The organism is Rhodococcus sp. IEGM 1366 (genome assembly GCF_033142425.1).
GTDB lineage: Bacteria > Actinomycetota > Actinomycetes > Mycobacteriales > Mycobacteriaceae > Rhodococcus_F > Rhodococcus_F globerula.
On record NZ_JAWLRZ010000005.1, the window covers coordinates 239077 to 265945 of the forward strand.

Sequence of the window (26869 nt, forward strand, 5' to 3'; positions counted from 1 at the left end):
TGTTTCGATCCTCCCCGTCTGGGCAATCACTTTGTAGCTGTGTGCGCGCCGCCGCGAATATGTGGTGGGCGCACGAGGCGACACAACTTCAATCCTTCAGTTCGGACCTTCGGGGAGGTTCGAACTCCGAGCCGACCCATTAATCGCGATCGACGCGATGTGCGGTGGCTCGCACAGGGTCGTTCATGGTTTCCACTCTCGATATCGAGGCGGTGCGATGTACTTCTTCAATCCCCGAACCACACCTTTCGATCGCCACTCCCGGCGAAGCATGCGGGGGTGGTTGTGATGGGTACCGACAATCGGGATGAGCAGTCGCGAACTCTGCCTGCCGGGGCGTTTCCGTTGTCCGCGGTGCAGCGGAGCATGTGGTTTGCGCAGCAGTTACACCCGGCGGTTCCGTATTTCATCGCGCAGTACATCGAGATCCACGGCGACCTGGACATCGACTTGTTGTCGCGGTCTGCGGTGGCGGCGGCGCACGAGTTCGAATCACCGTTCCTGCGGTTGATGTACCCGGATGGCGAGCCGTGCCAGATCGTCGACCCCACAATCGGCGCGGAGATCGACTACTTCGACTTTCGAGAATGTGACGATCCGCGCGAAGCTGCTGCGGAGTGGATGGACAACGATCACGCAACACCGCTCGATTTGACGCGAGACCGTCTGGTCGAAATGACGATCCTGCAAACGGGGGATCGAGATTACCTGTGGTACACGCGAATTCACCACGTAGCGCTCGACGGATACAGCGGCATGACCATCGTCAACCGCATAGCGGCGCTCTACACCTCGGAACTCGAGGGGCGTGAGCCCGCGCCCAACAAAGCGCTCGATGTGGTGAAGCTGTCGGAATTGGACCAGGCGTATCGGGCGTCGAGTCGATTCGATGCTGATCGGCAGTACTGGGCAGAGCGCATCGCGGGCGTGGATCACGGATCGACACTCGCGGGCCGGGAAGCACCACCTCGCGCGCATTCTCGGATTGTGACGGATTCGCTGTCGGAAACGTCCGTCGCAGCTCTGGACGAGTGGAGTGCACGTTCGGGTGCAACGCCGGCTGCTGTGCTGATTTCGGCGTTGGCCTGCTACCTATCGCGTCGTACCGGTTATCGGGACGTGTTGATCAATTTGCCGGTCTCGGCTCGCACCACAGCGCCGTTGCAGCGCTCGGGCGGCATGTTGGTCAACGTGGCTCCGCTGCATATCGAGGTGCTCCCGGGTGACACTGTCGATGATTTGGTGGGGCGAGTGCAGCTCGAGCTACTCGGCGCGCTTCGGCATCAGCGGTGCAGCCTCGAAGACATTCGCCGGGATGCCGGACTGTCGATGGAGGATCAGCGACTGTCCGGGCCGATGATGAACGTGATGCTCTTCCGTCAGGAAATCACCTTGGGCCCGATGGTCGGCGAGTACCACATCGTGACGTCGGGTCCGGTGGAAGACCTGCTGGTCAACATCTATCAGAGCGGTAGTCCCGTCAAGACGCTGATCGAGTTCCGCGCCAATCCGGATCGTTACGAGCGCACCGAACTCGAAGAGCACCACGCAGATTTTGCGGAGTTGATTCGTGAGTTGATCGCGGTTGGTCCCGGCACACCGCTGGATCACGTTCATCGCAGGACGGCTGAGATCGGTAGGGAGCGCGCGCGGGCTCGTGAGCTCGAGCAGTTCTGGGCCAGGGAGATGACGGACGCCCCCGAAGGCGCGTCGGTGGTGCTTGATCGTCCACGCACCTCGGATCACCGCGAGGAGATCGGAACTCTGCGCACCCCGATCGCACCCGAGTTGCACCAGCGCATGCGGACAGCGGGCACAGACGTGTTCAGTCTGGTTCACGGCGCCCTGGCCATCGTGCTGTCTCGGCTGACAAACACCGACGACATCGTGATCGGTGCTCGATTTGCGCCGGGCGCACCCGTAGTGCCGCTCCGCAGCGCAGTCGATCAAGCGCATTCGTGCGCCGATGTATTGAATGATGTTGCAGACCATGATGTTACGGTCCGCGACTACAGCCAGGGCGTAGTGGACACCGCCGGACTGCATGTCGTCCTGACCGACGGTCCTACCAACCGCACAATCGAGGGCGCAGACCTTTCCATCGGTGTGGTCGACGACGCGGGAACGTTGACGTTGGACGCCGCCTACGACCAGGATGTGCTCGACGAGCGCTCCGCGCAGCAGGTGCTCACGCGAGTGCTGCGGGCATTGGGCCGGGCGCTGGAATCTCCCGGCATGGCAGTGGGTGATCTGCCGATACTCGACGAGGCCGAAGGGGAATCGCTCCGCGCAGTTCCCGGTCCCGCAGCGGCGTCCCCTCGCACTCTCGCGCACATTCTGTGCACCGCCGCACAAGTGAATCCGGACGCCGACGCGGTAGTCGTGGGCGATCAGGCACTGACGTACCGAGACCTCGACGCCCAGTCGAATGCGCTGGCGCGAGAGTTGATTGCGCGCGGAGTCGGCCCGGGGACGTATGTTGCGCTCGCACTGGCACGTTCACGAGAATCGGTGATCGCCACCTGGGCTGTGGCGAAGGCCGGTGGCGCATTCCTTCCCGTCGACCCGCACTATCCGTCCGACCGGATCACGCACATGCTGACCGACTCCGGGGCGACGCTCGGGATCTGCACCAGTGATGTCCGGGGCGGATTGGGGGACACTGTCGACTGGCTGGTGCTCGGCGACCTGGAGCACCGTTCGAGCGCAGCTATCACCGACGCAGATTTGCTGAGGCCGCTGCGACTCGACGATCCCGCCTATCTGATCTACACCTCGGGTTCGACCGGCGTGCCCAAGGGCGTTGTGGTCACGCATCGCGGTGTGAGCAGTTTTGCCGAGGAACTACGAATCCGTTTCGGTACCACCCCCGACGCACGGACCCTGCACTTTTCTTCCCCCAGTTTCGACGCGTCCGTTCTCGAACTCCTGCTTGCGTTCGGAGCCGCGGCGACGATGGTGATCGCACCGCCCACGGTCTACGGCGGTGAAGAACTGGCGGAGGTCCTGCGCGCGGGCAAAGTGACGCACGCATTCATCACCCCGGCTGCCCTCGCGACTGTTGATCCGGACCACTTGCCCCTGCTGCGTGTGATCGCCACGGGCGGTGACGCGTGCTCGTCGTCGCTTGTCGAGCAATGGTCCGGGCACCGGTTGATGTTCAACGCGTACGGACCGACCGAGACGACTGTTGTCGCCACCATGGCCGGTCCGCTGCGCAGCGACGTTCCGGTCACGATCGGTCAACCCGTGCGGGGAGCGTCGGCGATGGTGCTCGACGCACGGTTGCACCCCGTGCCGATCGGGGTAGCCGGTGAGCTGTACGTCAGTGGTGTCGGCCTGGCCCGCGGCTACCACGGACAGGGCGCCACGACGGCTCAGCGTTTTGTCGCTGCCCCGAACGGGGAAGCCGGCGAGCGGATGTACCGGACGGGTGATCTGGTTCGTTGGACTGCCGACGGTGAGTTGGAATACCTCGGCCGCAGTGACTTCCAGATCAAAGTCCGCGGATTCCGGATCGAACTCGGTGAGATCGACGAAGTGCTGCGTCAGCATTCGAGCCTCGACGACGTGGTGACTGTCGGGGTGAGCGGCAGCAGCGGACAGACGATGCTGGCGTCTTACGTCACGGCAGCGCCGGGGATGCGTATCGAGGTGCCGGAGGTGACGGCGCATGCTGCGGCATCGCTGGCACCGCACATGGTGCCCTCGCGCATCGTGGTGCTGGACGCGATTCCCCTGACACCCGCCGGGAAGATCGACCGCAACGCCTTGCCGGCAATCGACGAGGCGTCGGGGATCGGCGAGTACCGCGCACCGGAAAGCTCTACCGAAAAGCGCGTCTCGGCTGTGTACTGCGATCTTCTCGGCATCGCCCGCGCCGGCACCAACGACAGCTTCTTCGACCTCGGCGGCGACTCGCTGATTGCCACGCGGGTGGTGGCGCGGGTGAACGGTGCGCTCGGCACGTCCCTGAGCGTGCTCGATCTGTTCGAGGCGCCGACCGTGTCCGGATTGGCTGCGCGCGCGGACTCCTCGGATTCACGTGAGACTCTCCTCCCGCCGTTGACGAGGATCGAGCGTCCCGAACCGATTCCGGCGTCACTGGCGCAGCAGCGCATGTGGCTGATCAACCAACTCGACCCGGCGTCGCCGGCGTACAACATTCCGATCGCCGTCTACTTGACGGGTCCTCTGAACGTGGCGGCATTGTCGACAGCCCTGCGGGATGTCCTGATCCGCCACGAGTCCCTACGCACGGTGTTCCCGGCCACCGCGTGGGGTCCGGTGCAGAAGGTGCTCGACGTCGCCGATGTGAATCCGGAACTGACCGTCGAGACGACTTCCGCCGGCGCGATGCGTGCCCGAGCCGAAGAGCTGGCGCGGCTGGGGTTCGACGTCACGTCGGCGCCCCCGGTGCGTGCAGTGTTGCTCGAAGCCTCCGAGCACGACCACGTGCTGGTCCTGGTGGTGCACCACATCGCCGCCGACGGTCTGTCGATGACACCGTTGGCCCGCGACGTCATGGTGGCGTATTCGGCCCGGGAGTCCGGACGGGTTCCGGCGTGGTTGCCGCTCGAGGTGCAGTACGGCGATTTCAGCGAGTGGCAACGCCGTGTGGTCGGTGATGCGGCAACACCCGATTCGATACTCGGCTCGCAGTTGAATTTCTGGCGCGGGGAACTCGCTGCCCGCGACGACCTTCCAGAACTTCCGATGGATCATCCGCGCCCGGCGCGTGGATTCCTGCGAGCCCACGACGTGAACTTCACGGTCGATGCACCGACCTATCGCCGTGTTGCGGCCATCGCTGCCGAGCACGATGCCAGCGTGTTCATGGTGGTGCATGCAGCGTTGGCGGTCCTCCTCGCTCGGGAGTGCGGCGGGAACGACATCGTCATCGGCACACCCGTAGCCGGGCGAAGTGAGCGTGCGCTCGACGACGTCGTCGGCATGTTCGTCAACACGTTGGCCCTGCGCACCGTCATCGACGCGGCCGCGAGTTTCGAAACCGTCGTATCCCGCACGCGCGCCACCGATGTGGCAGCACTGCGGCACAGCGACGTTCCCTACGACGTGCTGGTGGACGCTCTGAGCGGTGACTCGCCACTGTTCCAGGTCATGCTTGTCATGGAGGGTGCAACGCCCACCGAGGTTGCTCTGCCGTCCCTGACCGTCTCGGTGGACGAATTAGACACCGGCGCAGCAAAATTCGATCTCCAGGTCATTGTCACCGAGCGCGGTGATCACCTGGAGGGGAGATTGAACTACGCAAGTGATCTGTTCGACTCCGACACCATGTCCGGATTGGCAGATCGGTTTGTCTCTCTTCTCGACACAGCGACTCAGAAGCCGGATTCCGTCGTCGGAGACATCGACCTGTGCGCAGTAGGCGAGCGCACGTTGGTCCTCGAGCGGTGGAACGCGACGTCGCGACCGCTCGAGGCACTGACCCTGGACGATCTGACACGCGCCCAGGCCGAGCGGAGTCCCCAAGCCGTCGCTCTGCGCTTCGGTGACGCCGCTCTGACCTACGAACAGTTCGACAATCAGGTGAACGCACTGGCTCGGACGTTGATCGCCCGCGGCGTCGGGCCTGATCAGCGCGTCGCGGTGGCGATCCCGCGCTCGCTGGAACTGTTGGTGGCGATCCATGCGGTCATCCGCAGCGGCGGCGCATACGTCCCGGTGGATCCGGACCATCCCGAGGAACGAATCCGGTACGTGTTGTCCGTGGCATCACCGGTGTGTGTCCTCGGAAGCAATGGACATCACGGGCACCTCCAGACGGATATCGACATCCTCGATGTCGACCTCGAGGCTTCGCCGACCCCTCCGGTCACCGATGCCGACCGGATTGCTCCGCTCCACCCGGACAACATCGCTTACGTCCTCTTCACGTCCGGCTCCACCGGTCGCCCGAAAGGTGTTGCGGTATCGCATCGTTCGATAGTCAACCGGCTGAAGTGGATGCAAGGCGCCTACCCGCTGGAACCGTCGGATGTCGTGGTGCAGAAAACGCCGATCACCTTCGACGTCTCGGTCTGGGAACTGTTCTGGCCCCTGCAGACCGGTGCGGAGTTGGTGATCGCGGCGCCGGACGGTCACCGCGACCCGACCTATCTCTCGACGTTGATCGCCGAATCTCGGGTCACCGTGGCCCACTTCGTTCCGTCCATGCTCGCCGAGTTTGTTGCCGTCGCATCGCGCGGCGACTGCGCAACTCTGCGCCACGTGTTCAGTAGCGGCGAAGCACTGCCTCCGGCCACGGCGATGGCCCTGACCCGCGTGAGTGACGGCGCCCTGCACAATCTGTACGGCCCCACAGAGGCAGCTGTGGACGTCACCGCGTCCGAATACCTGCCCGGCCCGGGAACGTCGGTTCCGATCGGTGCACCGGTCTGGAACACCCAGGTCTACGTGCTCGACTCGCGCCTGCACCCGGTTCCGGTCGGCGTTCACGGCGAGTTGTACCTCGCCGGCGTCCAGTTGGCGCGCGGATATTTCGGCAGGAGCGAGCTCACCGCCGACCGCTTTGTAGCCGATCCGTACAGCCGAATCGGGGCCGCCCGCATGTATCGCACGGGCGACATCGTGCGGTGGCGGGTGGACGGTCAACTCGACTACATCGGCCGAAAAGATTTCCAGGTCAAGATTCGTGGTCTGCGGATCGAGTTGCCCGAGGTCGAATCGGCGATACTGCGCACCCCGGGGGTAGCGCAGGCAGCGGCCCGTGTTCATCACGACGACGCGCTCGGCGATTCTCTTGTCGGATACGCGATCGGCGACAAGGGGACTGCGCTCGACCCGGATCGGATTCGGCAGGTGCTTCGGGACGAACTTCCGGCGTACATGGTGCCGTCGTCGATCATCACGATGGACGCTTTTCCGCTCGGTTCCACCGGAAAACTCGATCGAACGGCGTTGCCGGATCCCACCTTTACGAGCACGCGGGCATATGTCGCACCGCGGACGCCGCTCGAACAGACCATCGCAGACATCCTCGCTGATCTTCTCGGTACCGACGAGATCAGCGTCGACGACAACTTCTTCGACATCGGCGGCAACAGCCTCATCGCGGCCCGCGCGATTGCCCGTATCAACGACGCGCTGGGGGTGAGCCTGTCGATTCGCAGTATCTTCGACGAGCCCACAGTCGAAGGCTTGGCAACGAACTGCGAGAGCGCGGCGCGCGCAGCGACAACGCTTCCACTGGAACCGCAGGCGCGTCCGGACCGAATCCCGTTGTCGCTGGCCCAGAAGCGGATGTGGTTCGTCAACCAGTTCGACATCAGCTCGTCGGCGTACAACGTGGCCATCGCGATCCGGATGCGCGGCGACCTCGATCACGGTGCCCTGCAGAATGCACTCGGCGACGTACTCGATCGGCACGAATCGCTGCGCACGTCGTTCCCGATGGTGGACGGTGTTCCCGCTCAGATCGTCGTTCCGGCAGGCGATGCGTTGCCGTCGCTACCACTGCTCCGCTGCGCGCCGGAAGAGCTCCGCAGCCGGATCAACGACGTGGCCACGGCAGGATTCGACGTCACCGCTGCACCGCCGATCCGGGCGGAACTGATCCAGGTTTCGACCGACGAACATGTCCTCGTTGTGGTCGTGCATCACATCTGCGCGGACGGTTTCTCGATGGCGCCGCTGGCAATCGACGTGATGACCGCGTATTCCGCGCGCACTCGCGGCTTCATACCGAATTGGGCACCGCTGCCGATCCAGTACGCAGATGTTGCGTTGTGGCAGCAGAGCGTTCTCGGCGACGTCACCGAGAGTGGAAGCGAACTGTCCCGCCAGCTCGACTACTGGACACACCGACTCGAAGGGCTCCCCGAAGTACTGCAACTGCCGACGGATCGACCCCGTCCGCGCGTTCAGGATCTGTCCGGCGCCGTTGTACGGTTCGAGATCGACGCGGACGTGCATCGACGGTTGCTTGCCACCGCGCAGAATTCTCGCAGCAGCCTCTTCATGGCGATGCACGCGGCATATGCGTTGTTGCTGGGACGACTGTCCGGGATGGACGACATCGCAATCGGTTCACCGATTGCCGGCCGAGGTAACGCGCTGCTCGACCCGATGGTCGGCATGTTCGTGGGAACACTGGTCCTGCGCACCGGGTTCGACCCCGCTCGTTCCTTTGCCGACGCTCTCGAGCAGGTCCGCAGTGTCGACCTGGACGCCTTCGACAACGCGGACATCCCGTTCGAGCGCGTCGTGGATGCCCTGGCGCCGCAGCGGTCGACGTCGCACTCTCCACTGTTCCAGGCGATGCTCGAGTTCAAGAACACCGAGCGGCCGGCATTGACTCTCGACGGCCTGGACGTGGACATTCTCGACCTCGAAACAGTGGTGTCCAACTTCGATCTCCAGTTGACGCTCGCCGAGAAGTTCGACGAGCACGGCGAACCGGCGGGGATCGAGGCCGGATTCACCTACGCGAGCGCATTGTTCGACAGCGCCACCATCGAGCGCTTTTCCGAGTACCTGCTCCGAATCACCGACGCCGTCACCCGGGATCCACATGCGCCCGTTGGCGACATCGACTTGCTCGGTAGCGCCGAGGTGCGCGCCGCCGACACGCGAGCACTTCCCGAACCCGCGCTTCTGCCGGACTTGATCTCGGCGAACTACCGTAGCGATTCGATCGCTCTGGCCTTCGAGGGAATCGAGATCGCCTACGAAGCTGCCGATCGGCACGCCAATCAACTTGCACGAGTGCTGATCTCGCACGGAGCAGGACCGGAGAGCGTCGTGGCACTTGCCTTGCCGCGATCGGCGACGTCCGTGCTCGCGATCTGGGCGGTCGCTCGAACCGGTGCAGCGTTTGTTCCCGTCGACCCGTCGTATCCGGCAGACCGGATCAAGCACATGATCACCGATTCCGGCGCGTGTGTAGTCGTGACCACCACGGCCGACACACACACCATTCCGGCGGACGTGAGCACGGTTGTTCTCGACACGATGGAGGTCCGCGCAGAATGCGCTGCCGCATCGGACGCGCCGATCCGCGATTCCGAACTCCGCGGGCCCCGATCCCTCGACCACGTTGCCTATGTCATCTACACGTCCGGCTCGACCGGACTGCCCAAGGGCGTCATGGTCACCCACCGTGGCCTGGCAGCACTCGCGGAGCAGGAACGCACCACGTTCGGGGTCGATGCACACTCGCGGACTCTGCATTTCAGCTCACCGAGCTTCGACGCTTCGGTCCTCGAACTGCTGCTCGCGGTGTCCGCGGGCGCAACAATGGTGATCGCACCGCCCTCGATCCTGGGCGGCGACGAACTCACGGCTCTGCTGCGCGACGAGCACGTCACTCACGCGTTCATCACACCCGCCGCTCTGGCAACCGTCGACGGAAGTGTCCTGGGCGAACTCGAGGCTGTCGGGACCGGCGGCGACGTCTGCCCGCCCGAACTGGTAGCTGCCTGGGCACGCCAGGGGCGGATCATGATCAACGCCTACGGGCCGACCGAATCGACCGTCGTCGCGAGTATCACCGAACCGCTGACGCCGTCGCGGCGCGTCAGTATCGGACGGCCGTCGCTCGGGATCACCGCATCCGTCCTCGACGCGCGACTACACCCCGTGCCGATCGGTGTGGCCGGCGAGCTGTACGTCAACGGCGACGGTGTGGCCCGCGGGTACCGGAACCGAACCGCCGTCACAGCCGAACGCTTTGTCGCCGATCCCGCCGGAGCTCCAGGCAGCCGGATGTACCGGACCGGTGACCTGGTCCGCTGGAACGGTGAGGGCGAACTCGAGTACCTCGGTCGCAGCGACTTCCAGGTCAAGATCCGCGGCTTCCGCATCGAACTCGGCGAGATCGAAACGGCACTCACAGGGTGCCCTGGTGTGGCTCAAGCTGTCGCGACCACGGTCGAGCGTGACGGCGGACCAGCACGGATCGTCGGATATGTCGTTGCCTCGGATACCGACGTCTCGCTTCTGAGTCCGGATGACGTGATCGCGGTGGTCAGCACTCAACTGGCCCCGCACATGGTGCCGTCGACGGTTGTCGTCCTGGACGAATTGCCGCGCACGTCCAACGGAAAGCTTGATCGCCGCGCACTCCCGGTCCCGGACTTCGCTGCCGCCCGAACGCATTCGCGAGCAGCGGAAACCGAACTCGAGACGGCTCTCGCCGCATTGTTCGCCGACGTTCTCGGGCTGGATTCGGTAGGCGTGGACGATTCGTTCTTCTCACTCGGCGGCGATTCGATCATGTCGATCCAACTGGTGGCTCGCGCTCGCACGAGCGGCATCGTGTTCTCGCCGCGTGAGGTGTTCGAAGCCAAGACCGTCGCCGCACTTGCGGCAGTGATCGAGCTCGCCGAAGACGCCGCACCGCTCGTGCTGGAGGAACTGCCGGGAGGGGGAGTGGGTTCGATGCCGCTCCTGCCGGTTGCGCACTGGTGGCTCGATCGATTTGCCGAGAACACGGCAGGACTGGACTCGTTCTCGCAGTCCACTCTGCTCAACGCCCCCACTGCTCTGCATGGCATCGAACAGCTCACTGCCGCAGTACAAGTCGTTCTCGACCGCTACGGAACGCTGCGCGCTCGACTCGAACTGCAACCGCACCGGGCGCTGGTCGTCGGCGAGATCGGGAGCATCGACGCGGCCCACGTGTGCCGACGCGTTCAGGTGGACGCCGAACCGGGAACGTCGGAGTTCGACGAGGCGATCGTCACCGCCCTCGACGACGCCCGCGACGCGTTGGATCCACGAAACGCGTCGATGATCAAGGTCACCTGGTTGTCCGGCCCCACCGGCGCCGGACGCTTGCTCCTGGTCATTCACCATCTTGCAGTGGACGGTGTCTCCTGGCGGGTACTGGTACCCGAACTCGCGGCAGCCTTCCATCAACTCGACGCCGGACTCACCCCCGCCTCGACGTCGACCCCCGGTGAGACGTCCCTGCGGCGGTGGGCAACCGCCCTCGCGGAGATCGCCCCGACCCGTCGCAGCGAGATAGACCTGTGGCGTTCCATGCTGGCCGGAGCGGACCCGCAAATCGGTTCGCGGCCGCTGGACCCGCACCTCGATACCGGCCGGGCGTTGGCGCGCGTAGCCGTCGAGGTTCCGGTGGACGTGTCCGAGACCGTACTGACCGCCTTGCCCGCGCTGTATTCGGGCTCGGTCAACGATGGACTGCTCGCTGCGCTGGCGCTGGCGGTGACGCAGTGGCGATCGTCTCGCGGAGTTCGGGCCGACGACGTGCTGGTCTCGTTGGAGGGACACGGCCGCGAAGCGCACGTTGTCCCCGGTGCCGATGTACTGCACACGCTCGGCTGGTTCACGACCGTGTTCCCGGTGCGGGTGGATCTATCGGCAGTCGATACCGCCGCACTGCTGTCCGGGCAGGGAAATGCCGCACCGCTTCTCAAATCGGTCAAGGAACTTCTTCACGCAATTCCCGACAGCGGCATCGGATACGGACTGCTCCGCTATCTCGACGATGTCGGGCAGCAACAACTCTCGGGACCGGACTCGCCTCAGATTTCCTTCAACTACCTGGGCCGATTCGGCGGCTCCGAATCCCCTCACGACGGCGACTGGGCGTTGGCCTCGGACGTCGATCTGGAAGCATCCGCGCGGGGATCCGACATGCCGCTCGCGGCCGTCCTGGACGTCAATGCCGTCGCCACCGACATCGACGGGCGACCACAGTTGTCGGCTACGTGGGCGTACCCGTCCGGCGTCCTGTCAGACGGCGATGTCCGCGAGATCGCGGACTTGTGGGTATCGGCGCTCACCGCACTGGCCGCTCACGCCGAGAATTCCGAACGCGGAGGGTTCACCCCGTCGGATCTCCCGCTGGTCGACCTCGATCAGAGCGCTATCGACCGCTTCGAGGACCAGATTCCCGATCTGGCCGACATCTGGTCACTCTCACCCCTGCAAGCCGGCTTGCTCTTCCACGCGCGGTACGCCGAACACACCGTCGACGCGTACACCGTGCAGTTGACCCTCGACCTCGAGAGCGTCGAACCTGCGCGTCTCCATCGCTCCGCGCAAGCACTGCTCGATCGGCACGACAACCTCCGCACCTCGTTTGTCACCGACGAGGCCGGCAACTCCGTGCAGATCGTCCACGCGAATTCGGTTGTGCCGTGGACCGAGATCGACATCTCCCCGCTGCCGCCCAGCGAGCAGGACACGGAATTCTACGAACTGCTCCGAGCAGATCGCGTCCGCGGGTTCGACATGGACACCGCGCCGTTACTGCGTTTCCTGCTCCTACGTACGGGGGAGACAACCTACCGACTCATTCTGACCAACCATCACATCCTCCTCGACGGCTGGTCCATGCCGTTGCTGCTGCGGGATCTGCTGACGCTGTACGCGACGGACTCCGACCAAAGTGCCCTCTCACGCGTCCATCCGTACCGTGACTATCTCGAATGGCTCTCACATCGCGACACCGAGTCGGCTTTGACAGCCTGGTCGCATGCCCTGGCCGGGATGGACGAACCGACCTTGGTCACGCATGCCCACACGGCCGAAGAACTGACCACCACATCGCGTGACACCTTCCTCGAACTCGATGTCGCGCGAACCGAAGCCCTGCGCGGGTTCCTTCGATCCCGCGGACTGACCATGGCCTCACTGATCCAGGTGGGCTGGGGAATCGTGTTGAGCGAGTTGCTCGGCCGCGACGACGTGATCTTCGGCGGCACGGTGTCCGGGCGTCCACACGAGGTGCACGGTATCGAATCGATGATGGGGTTGTTCATCAACACAGTTCCCATCCGGGTGCGACTCGACGCACGAGAGTCCCTGGCCGAGTTGTGCATTCGCGTGCAGAGTGAGCAAACTGCGCTACTCGACCACCATCATGTCGGTCTACCGGACATCTCGGCCGCAGTGGGCAGCGCAGCCACGTTCGACACATTGACCGTCTTCGAGTCGTACCCGGTCGATCGCACCGGGTTGTCCGCCGGAATAGACATCGCCGGAATGCACGTACTCGACGTGCACGACGCGCAGGACGCCGCGCACTACCCGTTGGCCGTCATCGCGTCCACCGACGGCGGCATGTTCAAGCTCAAGTTCGAGTACTTCCCGGGTGCACTCGCCGATCGGGACGTCGACGCAGTAGCCGACCGGTTGATGCGGACCCTCGAACTCATTGCCGCGCACCCCGACTTGCCGCTGGCTCACCTGTCCCTGATGCCCGAGCAGGAAATGCGCGAACTGGTTCCGGCATACGGGACGCCGGGCGGGTCGAATCGCACTCTTGCCGAACTGTTCACCGACGCCGCGGCCCGTTTTCCGGATCGGATCGCACTGACCGCCGGCACGCGCCAGGTCACCTACCGCGAACTGGACGACGCATCCGATCGCCTTGCCCGGATGCTCATCGCCGATGGTGTCGCGGCTGAGGATCGGATCGCGATCGGCGTCAGCAGGTCCGTCGAATCCGTCGTCGCGATGTGGGCGATCACGAAGGCCGGCGCCGCCTTTGTTCCGGTAGATCCGCGCTATCCACGTGAGCGAATCGAGTTCATGCTCGCCGACTCCGCCGCACACATCGGCATCACCACCACTGAGCACTCCGGTGACCTACCCGCCGCTATCGGATGGATCGAACTGGATTCACCCGAAACGCAAGCGCGTCTGGCCACCTTGGCATCGGGCCCCAGCGTTACCCCCACGCGCTTGGGCAACGCGGCGTACGTCATCTACACCTCGGGATCGACCGGACAACCCAAAGGCGTACTTGTCACGCACTCCGGCCTCGAGAACTTCGCCGACGAGGAACGTGAGCGTTTCGGGATAGACGAGCAGTCCCGCACCTTGGCATTGTCCTCGCCCAGTTTCGACGCCTCCGTTCTCGAATACCTCCTCGCGTTCCCCAACGGTGCCACCATGGTGATCGCGCCGACCACCGTGTACGGCGGCGAGGAACTCGCCGCAGTCCTGCGCGATGAGGCGGTCACCCACGGATTCATCACCCCGGCCATGCTCACCTCAGTGGATCCGAGCGGCATCGACGCGTTGACGTGCGTGATCGTCGGCGGTGAAGCGTGCCCACCGGAACTGCTGCACACCTGGGCACCTGGGCGGTCCTTCCACAACCTGTACGGGCCCACCGAAACCACCATCGGCGCCAACATCAGCGACCCCATACCCGCCGACGGCACCGTCGTCCTGGGCGGACCGATCCGAGGCGTGCGCGAACTGGTCCTCGACCGACGCCTCCAGCCGGTGTCCGTTGGAGTGCCCGGTGAGTTGTACATCGCCGGCGCCGGACTGGCGCGCGGCTATCACCAGCGTGCCGGGCTGACCGGCGAGCGCTTTGTCGCCGACCCCTACGGGGAACCAGGGGAGCGGATGTACCGCACCGGCGACGTCGTACGCTGGCGCGCCGACCGTACCGTCGAATACCTCGGTCGCAGCGACTTCCAGGTCAAGATCCGCGGCTTCCGCATCGAACTCGGAGAGATCGACACCGCCCTCGCCGCATTGCCTGGCGTCGAATTTGCCGTCACCCTCGCCGTACACGGACCGGCCGATCAACAGGCACTCGCGTCGTACGTCCTGATCGACAGCGATGCTGCGGTGACCGTCGCCGACGTCCTCGCACACGCACGTGAGCACCTGCCCGCGCATATGGTCCCCGCCAGTGTTGTCATCCTGCACGACATTCCACTGACCGGCACCGGAAAAGTCGACCGGGCGGCCCTACCGGAACCGCAGTTCGACACCGCGGGCGGAGAATTCACGGCCCCGACCACCGAGTTCGAACGACTGATTGCCGCAGCATTCGACGAAGTCCTCGAATCGGGACCGATCGGCCTCGACACACACTTCTTCGACGCCGGCGGAAACTCGCTCACCGCGACCCGCGTCGTCGCACGGGTGAACGCCGCGCTGGGCTGCGACATCGGCGTCCGGACCCTGTTCGACGCCCCGACGGTACGGGCACTGGCACACGCCGCCCAGAACGCCGGCCGCGACCTCACCGCGCGAGTGCCACTCACCCCGATCGAGCGCCCCGAACCCATCCCGGTATCCGTCGCGCAGAAGCGCATGTGGTTCCTCAACCAATTCGACATCAGCTCACCGGCATACAACATCCCACTTGCCGTCACCCTGACCGGAGAACTCGACCACGACGCGCTGACCCGCGCTTTCGACGACGTCCTTGACCGCCACGAAAGCTTGCGGACGATGTTCCCCGCCACCGCCGGAACACCGACGCAACGCATCGTCCCCGTCGATGACGTTCCACTGAATCTGGAACCGGAACCCGTCGCCGAGCAGGATCTGATCGACCGCATCCTCGAATTCGGATCAGCAGGCTTCGACGTCTCACGCGCTGTCCCGATTCGCAGCACACTGCTCGAGATCGCCCCGGATCGCCACGTTCTTGTGGTCGTGGCTCACCACATCATCGCCGACGGGTTCTCCATGAGCCCCCTCGCGCTTGATGTTGCCACCGCCTACGCCGCACGTAGCACCGGCAGCGCGCCGACCTGGGCCGAACTACCCGTCCAGTACGCGGACTTCACGCTGTGGCAGCAGGCGAACCTCGGTTCGGAGGAGGACGCGGACTCGGAGATCTCCCGTCAACTCGACTACTGGACACACCAACTGGCGGATCTGCCCGACCCTATCAATCTGCCCACCTCGTATCCCCGTCCGGCAAAGCAGTCGATGCAAGGCGCCGTGGCGGCGTTCGAGATTCCGGCGAGCACCCACCGACTCCTCTCCGATGTAGCCCGCCAGCGCGGCGTCACCATGTTCATGGTCCTGCACAGCGCTTACGCGGCACTTGCTGCCCGACTGTCCGGCCAGAGCGACATCGTGATCGGAACACCCATCGCCGGACGCGGTGAAGCCGAACTCGATCACCTCATCGGCATGTTCGTGAACACCCTGGTGCTGCGCACACCGCTCTCACTCGACTCCACCTTCGCCGACCTGCTCGATCAGGTGCGCGAGATCGACCTCGGTGCGTTCCAGCACGGTGACCTACCGTTCGAGCGACTGGTCGACACGCTGGACCCCGAGCGCTCCACATCGCACACTCCGCTGTTCCAGATCCTCCTCGAATTCCGCAACAACGTGGTGCCGACACTCGAACTTCCCGGACTGAGTGTGTCCGGAGTGGACATCGAACTCCCTGTCGCCAAATTCGATCTGCAACTCTCGGTCACGGAACGGTACGGGGAACACGGCGCTCCCGACGGTATCGACGCCGAGTTCATCTATGCCACAGATCTTTTCGACGCCGATCTCATGGAAACCTATGGTCGCCGGTTTCTCGAACTGCTCACCGCCGCCGCACAGGAGCCGACAACCAGACTCGGCGACCTCGACATCCTCGACGACAACGAGCGCCGCACAGCGCTGACCGAATGGAACACCGCAGGATATGCGTCACTTACCGCAGACGACACCATCGCAGATCGCTTCTACGCGAGCGTCGCGGCGCATCCCAACGCCACTGCGGTCGGTGACGGCACCACGTCACTCACTTATGCCGAACTCGACGGCCGCGCGAATCGACTCGCCAGGCTGCTGATCGCCCAGGGGATAGGACCGGAATCCGTCGTCGGCGTCGCACTGCCCCGCACCACCGAACTGGTGGTCGCGCTTCTTGCCGTGATCAAGGCCGGTGGCGCCTACCTGCCCATCGACGTCACCTACCCGGAAGAGCGCATCCGATTCCTCGTCGCCGACGCACAACCCGGTGCCCTGATCACGTCCGACGAGTTCCGGCGGATGTTGCCCGACGGCCTCACGGACGGTTACAGCCTCCCGGTGATCGAACTCGGGACACCGGAAACAGACCTGCGTCTCGAGCATCTTGCGCCTAGCAGGATCACCGACGCGGATCGTCTGGCTCCACTGCGCGGCGACTCGACCGCCTACATCATCTATACCTCCGGATCGACCGGAAAGCCCAAGGGCGTGCTCGTCTCGCACCGCAACGTCCTCACCCTCATGGACAACGCGTCCCCGACATTCGGCTTCGACCACACCGACGTGTGGACGATGTTCCACTCCTACGCGTTCGACTTCTCCGTCTGGGAACTGTGGGGCCCGCTCCTGCACGGTGGCCGCCTCGTTGTGGTCGACTACTACACAACCCGCTCACCGGACATGTTCGACGAGTTGCTGCGCCGCGAAGGCGTCACCGTCCTCAACCAGACACCCACCGCGTTCTACCAACTCGCAGAAGCCGACCGCGGTCATCACCCAGCACCGGGCGAACCAGACCTCGCACTGCGCTACGTCATTTTCGGTGGAGAAGCACTCGACCTCGGTCAACTACGAAAGTGGTTCGACCGCAGACCCACAACACCTGCACTGATCAACATGTACGGCATCACCGAGACCACCGTCCATGTCAGTCGCATCGCCTTGACCCGCGACGACGCGCATCGCGGCTCCGCCAGCATCATCGGCCGCGGACTACCGGGAATGAACGTCTACGTCCTGGACCAGCGACTACGCCTGGTACCGCCCGGCGTCGTCGGAGAAATGTATGTATCCGGTGACCAGATCACCCGCGGGTATCTCGGCAAGCCCGCATTGACCTCTACGCGGTTCCTACCCGACCCTTTCGGTGGCTCGGGGGATCGAATGTATCGAAGTGGGGACCTTGCGAAGTGGAACGACGCGGGGCAGCTGGAGTATGTGGGACGCAGCGATTTCCAGGTGAAGGTGCGTGGTTTCCGCATCGAACTCGGTGAGATCGAAGCCGCCATGCTCCGCTGCCCCGGCGTCGCGCAATCCGTTGCCATCGTGCGCAGCGACAGTGGCAGCTCGAGAATCGTCGGATACGTTGTGCCCGAAGCTGGAGCGAGCATCGATTCCGAGGCAGTGACCGTCTCCGTGTCCGCCGAATTGGCGTCGTACATGGTGCCGACGGTGATAGTGGTCCTGGACGAGCTTCCGCTGACCGTCAACGGGAAACTTGATCGGGGACATCTCCCGGCCCCCGATTTCACCGTGCTCACTCTGGGGCCGACGTCTAACCGAAGCCCTTCCACCACAACAGAATCCATGCTCGCCGATCTGTTCGCCGACGTTCTCGGCCTACCATCGGTCGGCATCGACGATTCCTTCTTCGGCCTCGGCGGCGATTCGATCATGTCGATCCAATTGGTCTCGCGGGCCAAGGACGCCGGACTGGCCTTCACTCCGCGCGACGTGTTCGAGGCAAAAACCGTGGCCGGACTCGCGCAGGTGGTCCGCAGCGAACCCGTCGAAACCGCACCCGCACTGGAGGAACTACCCGGCGGCGCAGTCGGAACAATGCCGCTCACGCCGATCATGACATGGCTCCTCGAGCGCAGTGGTGGTGATCTCGAACTGATCCGCAGCTACAGCCAGAGCGCGCTGCTCTCTCTGCCTCGTCACACCATTGCCCGTGCACTCGATGACACCCTGCAATCCCTGCTCGACCATCACGATGTGCTGCGAAGCCGCCTCGACACCGGCACACGCAGCCTGATCGTCGCCGAACCCGGAACGGTACGCGCATCTGATGTACTGCACCGCCTGGAGATCAGTGCAGATCAGGGGCCGCAGTTCCGCCGCACCGCCGAAGAAGCAATGGCATACGCGTCGAGTCGCCTTGATCCCGAGAACGGAAAGATGATCGCAGCGGTGTGGCTCGATCCTGTCGGAGCCAGCGCCCGTGGCCGGCTACTCCTGGTGATTCACCACCTCGCCGTCGACGGTGTGTCGTGGCGTCTACTCGTCCCCGATCTTGCGACCGCGTACGCCGCTGCCGAAGCTCGCACTCCGGTCACGCTGCCCGCAGGTGGGACGTCGATGCGCCGGTGGGCAACCGGCCTCGCCGAACAGGCACCCGCGCGCCGCGCAGAACTCACGCGCTGGGAAGCCACCGCCGGCCGCGACGCACTGCTGGGAAACCGGGCACTCGACCCGGCCGTCGACCTCGGTTCGACCGTGGAAAAGATCACCGTCGACATCGACTCCGCGGTCACCGACAACATTCTCACCGCCGTTCCGCACCTGTTCGGCGGCTCGGTGAACGACGGCCTGCTCGCAGCACTGGCGCTGGCCGTGACCGGGTGGCGTCACTCGCACGGCAAGCGCGGCACCGATGTCCTGATCAATCTCGAAGGCCACGGACGTGAGGAAGCCGCTGTACCGGGAGCCGACCTGTCCCGAACCGTCGGCTGGTTCACCACCATCTTCCCGGTACGACTCGACCTCGCCGGCATCTCCGTCATCGACGCTCTCTCCGGCGGCGACGCCATCGCGTCGGCAGTGAAATCGGTGAAGGAAACGCTGCTCGCCGTACCGGACAACGGCATCGGGTTCGGAATGGCCAAGTACCTCGACGACGCCCGATCACTGCATGAACTCCCGGCGCCGCAGATCTCGTTCAACTACCTCGGACGACTCGGTGGTACCGAGACCGGCAGCGAGGAAGTTCCGTGGTTGCCAGTGCCGGGAGTAACCCTCGACGAACCACACAACGGACAACTCCCGGCTGCGTCGGTGCTCGACATCAACACCGTGGCCACGGACAGCAGCAACGGCCTGGTCCTGCGCAGCACCTGGGCGTTCCCGAGAGGAATCCTCACCGCTACCGACGCGTCGGAGCTAGCTGAACTGTGGACCCGCGCCCTGACCGCGCTCAGCAACTACGTCGAGCAGACGCACACCCGGCAACTCACACCGTCGGACGTCGACCTCGTCACTCTCGATCAGCCTGCGATCGAACACCTGACCACACGATTCCCCGACCTGACGGACGTCTGGTCCCTCTCACCGCTGCAATCTGGGCTGCTTTTCCACGCACAGTTCGACGACACCGGCATCGATCCGTACATGGTGCAGTTGACTCTCGAACTCGGCGGCCGCATCGATCACGCGCGGATGCAACGCGCCGCAGCGGCATTGCTCGACCGTCATCCCAGCCTGCGAGCCGGATTCATCGCAGCGCCCGGCGGGCGCGCGTTGCAGATCATCCGATCCGACGTGACGGCGGACTGGACCGATGCGGACCTGTCCCATCTCCGGCCTTCCGAGATCGAAGCGGAGTGGACACGCCTCCTCGAGGCCGACCGCTCGCAGCGTTTCGATATGGAAACAGCACCGCTGATCAGGTTCATGCTCGTCCGCATCAGTGACGACTCGGCCCGACTTGTCATCACCAACCACCACATCCTGCTCGACGGATGGTCGACGCCCCTCGTGCTGCGCGACCTGCTCACGCTGTACGCCACCGACGGTGACCCCGAGATCCTGCCCCGCGCACCGCACTACCGTGACTATCTCGCCTGGCTGACCACCCGCAACAGCAACACATCGCTCGAAGCCTGGCGAGGCGCTCTGCAGGGGATCGACACACCAACGCTGTTGGGCGCGTCCACCGACGACCCCGAGCAGACAAGTGAGGTGTGCTCGGTCAGTCTCTCGCCCGAACGCACCGATGTTCTCCGCACCTTTGTCCGCTCGCACGGACTGACCATGGCAACCGTTGTCCAGGCCGCGTGGGGAATTGTGCTGGGGGAGTTGCTCGGCCGCGACGACATCGTATTCGGTGGAACCGTCTCCGGGCGCCCACCCGAAGTGTCGGGCGTCGAGTCCATGGTGGGCCTCTTCATCAACACGGTGCCCGTACGCGTTCAACTGAACGCACGAGAATCACTGTCCGAGTTGTGCGTTCGCATCCAGGGCGAGCAAGCTGACATGCTCGATCACCACTACGTCGGACTCACCGACATATCCGCAGCGGTGGGCCCTGCCGCCTCCTTCGATACCTTGACGGTCTTCGAGTCCTACCCGGTCGATCGCGCCGGACTGTCCGCCGGTACCGATATCGCCGGCATGCATGTCCTGGGAATCGACGGACGTGACTCCGCCCACTACCCCCTGGCAGTGGTCGCCTCCGAAGACCGAGCCCTCCACATCAAGATGGAATACCAGCCCAGCCAGTTCACCGAGCGTGACACCGAGATCATCGCCGAACGCATACTCATCGCGATCGAACGCATCGCGGCGACGCCGGACGAACCACTGTCCTCGATGCACATCCTCACCGAATTCGAGAGCCGCGACCTGGTCCCCGTCTTCGGCGCCCCCGGGCGATCCACTCGAACACTCCCCGAGATATTTGCCGACGCCGCCGCAACGTTCCCCGAACACATCGCACTCTCGGCCGGCGAACGCGCACTCACTTACCTGGAACTGGACCGCAAATCCAACCAGTTGGCCCGCGAACTCATCAAGCGCGGCGCCGGCCCCGAAACCGCCGTCGCGATCGGCATTGCCCGCTCGATCGAATCGGTGCTCGCAGTATGGGCCGTCACCAAAACCGGAGGAGTATTTGTTCCCGTCGACCCCAACTACCCAGCCGACCGCATCGAACACATGCTCACCGATTCGAACGTCCTGCTCGGCCTCACTGTCAGCGAGTCCGTCGACTCACTCCCACCTGCGGCGCCGTGGCTCGTCCTCGACGAAGAACCCTTCATCCGGGACGTCTCCCTCGCCTGCACACTCCCGATCAGCCAGGACGAACGACTGGGTGCAATCGACCTGAACAACGCCGCCTACATCGTCTACACCTCGGGTTCCACCGGGAAACCGAAAGGCGTCGTCGTCACCCATTCCGGCCTGGACAGCTTCGCGCTCGACCAACAACGACGCTTCCATGCCGACCACACTTCGCGCACATTGCATTTCGCGACGCCCAGCTTCGACGGCGCGATCTTCGAATACCTCCAGGCATTCGGTGTGGGGGCCACGATGGTGCTGGTGCCCACCGATATCTACGGGGGCAGCGAACTTGCCGAGCTCATCAAAACCGAACACGTCACACACGCCTTCATCACCACGGCCGCCCTTGCCACCGTCAACGCCGAAGGACTCGACGAATTCCGGCACGTTGTTGTCGGGGGAGAGGTCTGCCCACCGCACCTCGTCACGCAATGGGCCCCTGGGCGTGAACTCGCCAACGCGTACGGACCTACCGAAACCACCGTCATGGCCGACATCAGCGAACCCATGACCGTCGGCGCACCCATCACCATCGGCGGCCCCATCCGAGGCGTCAGCGAAATCGTCCTCGACAGCCGTCTCCAACCCGTACCTGTCGGCGCGCATGGTGAGCTGTACATCGCCGGCGTCGGTCTCGCCCGCGGCTACCACCAGCGCACCAGGTTGACCAGCGAACGGTTTGTGGCCAACCCCTACGGCAAGCCAGGGGAGCGGATGTACCGCACCGGCGACATCGTGCGCTGGCGCGCCGACCACACCATCGAATACGTCGGTCGCAGCGACTTCCAGATCAAAGTCCGCGGTTTCCGCATCGAACTCGGCGAAATCGACACCCAGATAACCTCTATCGACGGTGTCACCAACTCCGTCACCCTCGGCGTCGAAGGACCAGGGGGAGCGACCGTCCTCGCGTCGTACCTCACCGTTTCCGAAGGATCCGATCTCAGCCCCGCCGCCATCGTCGCGCACCTGTCCGGACGTCTGCCCACCCACATGGTGCCGACCAGCATCACCATCGTCGACGAACTACCACGCAACGCCGTGGGAAAGATCGACCGCAGCGCACTACCCGCTCCGGACTTCACCGCGCCGTCCACGGAATTCCTGGCAGCCCGGACACCACTCGAACGCCAGATCGCAGCAGTGTTCGCCGACATCCTCGACCTGGACAAAGTTGGCGTCAACGACAACTTCTTCGACCTCGGCGGCAACTCGCTGATCGCCACCCGCGTGGTATCCAGGCTGAATACCGCCCTCGAACTCGACCTCGGCGTGCGGACGATCTTCGAATCACCCACCACCGCGCAGCTGGCAGTACTGATCTCCTCGCAGCGGGAAGAGGGACCGTCGACCAGCATCCACGTCCCACTCGTTCCGTTCGAACGGACCGGCAACATTCCGCTCTCGCTTGCCCAGAAGCGGATGTGGTTCCTCAATCAATTCGACACCAGCTCAGCCGCGTACAACATTCCGTTTGCCGTGCGATTGACCGGCGACCTCGATACCCACGCCATGAAAGCCGCAATCGTCGACGTCGTCGGACGCCACGAAAGCCTACGAACCGTCTTCCCGACCGCGAACGGCGAACCGTTCCAGAAGGTGCTCGACATCGCCGACGCCCTACCCGCCGTCGCTACGGCAACGGTCGGACCCGACGATCTCTTCAGTCGCATCAGCGAGCTCGCTCAGGAAGGGTTCGACGTAGCCAACGAACTTCCGCTGCGCGTCACGCTGTTCACGATCGACACCACAACCGACGAGGCCGAACACGTCCTGTTCGTTGTGGTCCACCACATCTGCGCGGACGGGGCATCCATGGCTCCACTCGCACGCGACGTCATGACCGCCTACCTGTCCCGAACAGCCGGCATCGCACCGGCCTGGGAGCCGCTACCGGTCCAGTACGTCGACTTCACACTGTGGCAACAACACGTCCTCGGCTCCGAATCCGATCCCGAATCGATCATCAGCAGCCAAATCGCGTACTGGGACGCACAACTCGCCGGGCTCGACGACGTCATCGCGCTACCAGCCGACCACCCCCGGCCGCTCCAACAGACTTTCCACGGTGACCGCTTCGACTTCCAGATCAACGCGGACACACACCGCGCACTCACCGCGCTGACTCGTGAACAAGGCGTCACGATGTTCATGGCACTACACGGCGCGCTTGCCGTGCTCCTGGCAAAACTCTCCGGAGCTGACGAAGTCAGCATCGGCACACCCATCGCCGGACGAGGAAAAGACGAGCTCGAGAACCTCGTCGGAATGTTCGTCAACACACTGGTCTTGCGCACCCCCGTGAACCAAGATCAGACGTTCACCGACCTCCTCGACGGCATCCGCGACACCGATCTCGCCGCCTACCATCACTCGGATCTGCCATTCGAACGACTCGTCGACGTTGTCAATCCCACCCGGTCCACGTCGTACTCACCACTGTTCCAAGTCGCACTCGAACTGCAGAACAACGAGACGGTGGCGCTCGAACTACCCGGACTCACCGTCGAAGCACTCGGAACAGAATCCAAGACCGCAAAGGAAGACCTCGAACTGGTCGTCAACGAATCCTTCGACGCAGCCGGACAACCTGATGGAATGTCCGCAGCCTTCATCTTTGCCGTAGACCTCTTCGAACCCGACACCATTCACGCGTTGGCGCAGAGGCTCCAACTGATCCTCGACACCGTGGTCAGCAGCACCGACATCCACGTCGCCGACATCAACATCCTCGGCGCCGACGAGACCGAATCACTTGTCCCCGCATTGGGCGCCGACGCGACCCGACCGCGCACCTGGCCCGAGATCCTCGAGACCGCAGCCGCACTGAACCCCGACGCGCCGGCAGTCTCCAGCCAGGAACGCACCATGACCTACCGAGAACTCGACACCGAAGCCAATCGTCTGGCACGAGTGCTCCGCGCCCGGGGAATCGGTCCGGAAGATTACGTTGCACTCGCGCTGCCACGATCGGCCTCGGAAGTCGTCGCGATCTGGGCCGTCGCCAAGACCGGCGCCGCCTACCTGCCCGTCGACCCGAACTACCCGCACGAGCGCATTACCCACATGCTCGACGATTCTCAGGCGGTCCTCGGATTGACCGTCGCAGCACAGCACGCGAAGCTGCCCCCGAACATCGACTGGATAGTCGTCGACTCCGACCAGACCACCCGCGAACTCACATCTCGGAGTCCCGCACGATTCACCGATGCCGAACGCACCATGCCCCTGCGCCTCGGGCACCCCGCGTATCTCATCTACACCTCCGGATCGACCGGAAAACCGAAGGGCGTCATCGTCACACACCTCGGCCTGTCCAACCTCAACGCCGAAGAGCACCAACGCTTCAACGTGCAGACCACCTCGCGCATCGCGCACCTCGCATCACCGAGCTTCGACGCGTCGGTCTTCGAACTGATGATGGCGTTCGGCAGCGCCGCGTGCCTCGTCATCATCCCGCCGGCCGTATTCGGCGGATCCGAACTTGCCGAGATCTTCTCGGGCGAACACGTATCGCATGCCTTCATCACGCCCACCGCGCTGAGCTCGATCGAAAGCTCGGCGCTACCGGAGCTGCAAGTACTCGCAGTCGGCGGCGAAGCGTGCCCCACCGAACTCGTCGACACCTGGGGACGCGACCGGCGGATGTTCAACGGTTACGGACCCACCGAATCCACCATCCAAGCCGCCGTCAGCACGCCCATGCGGCCGGGGAAGAACATCAACATCGGTCGCCCCGCCATCGGTTTTGCCGGACTGGTACTCGACACTCACCTGCGGCCCGTCCCCGTCGGCGTCATCGGTGAGCTCTACGTCACCGGCCCAGGTCTCGCGCGTGGCTACCACCGGCGCCCCGGACTTACTTCCGACCGCTTTGTCGCGGACCCGTACGGCGAACCAGGCCAACGGATGTACCGCACCGGCGACCTGGTTCGCTGGAATGCCGATCACGCCCTCGAATACATGGGACGAAGCGACTTCCAAGTCAAGGTACGCGGATTCCGCATCGAACTGGGGGAGATCGACTCCGTTCTCACGTCACACCCGTCCGTGTCCTTCGCCGCAACCCTCGGCCAGGAAACACCGTCCGGCGACACCATGCTCGCGGCGTACGTGCAGCCCGTCGACGGACACACCATCGCGGAAGCCGAACTGCGGCATCATCTCTCGTCCAGACTTCCCGCACACATGGTTCCCGCGGCAATCATCGTCGTCGACAAGATCCCGATGACGCCGGTCGGCAAACTCGATCGCCGCGCACTCCCGACACCCGATTTCGAGAACCGCAACGTGCCGTATGCACCGCCCACAACTCACACCGAGGAAGTTGTGACCGAGGTCTTTGCATCCGTCCTCGGCGTCGACCGCGTCGGTATCGACGACAACTTCTTCGACCTCGGCGGCAACTCCATCGTCGCAACGAGGATCACTGCCGAACTCGACGAACGAATCGGCCGACGCGTCCGCCTGCAAGCACTTTTCCTCGACCCCACACCCGCAGGCGTTGCCCGAGCCGCAGACCAGGCGAATCAACCCGCCGACACTTCCGCCTTCCTCGCTCCGGTTGTCACTCTGCGCGCAGGCGGCACCAAACCTCCGCTGTTCTTCATCCATCCCGGCATCGGGTTGGCCTGGGGATACGCAGGATTCGCCGCGCATGTGGACCCGGATCGCCCTCTCTACGGCCTCCAACTGCCGTCCCTGAGCGGAGGACCCAGCTTCAGCACCCTCACCGAACTCGCGCAGAACTATGCAGACCGCGTCCAATCACTTGCACCCAGCGGGCCCATCCATCTGGTCGGGTGGTCACTTGGCGGCGTCATCGCCCACGCGGTGGCCCACGAACTCGAGAAGCGACACGCGGACGTCTCCACAGTTGCGATCCTCGACAGCTACCCATCCGCGGACAACGATCAACCTGTCGACCTATCCGTCGCCGAATTGGTCGCAGGACTCGGATTGCCGCCTGGGGAGACAAACGTCGCGACGTTCGAAGACGCTGTCGACCTCCTCGAGCGAACACTCGGGCCCGGCACCGGTATCGAGGCCGATCACCTCGCCCGGATCAGCGACGGCTATTCCCACTCGGTCGCACTGGTGAATGCTCACCGTCCGCCGTACTTCGGTGGCGACATCGCATTTTTCATAGCCGGACAATCTACTGAAAACGGTCACAGTGTCGACGAGTGGCGCGCATACGTGGGCGGTGAGATCGCAGCCGACACCGTTGACTGCGCACACAACCAGATGATCGATGCAGTGCCGTCCGCATACATAGCGGCAGCGTTGCGAGAGCATCTCATCTAGGACGATGCATGAAACTGGTAGCCGCTGGGTACTACTACGCACTAAG

General features: G+C 64.2%; 1 protein-coding gene. It reads left to right on the plus strand.

Annotated elements, in window-relative coordinates; genetic code table 11:
• Positions 1–288 precede the first annotated feature (288 nt).
• Entirely contained in the window at positions 289–26823 is a 26535-nt protein-coding gene (locus R4P64_RS16820) for a non-ribosomal peptide synthase/polyketide synthase (protein ID WP_317821863.1), read from the plus strand.
• Positions 26824–26869 lie beyond the last annotated feature (46 nt).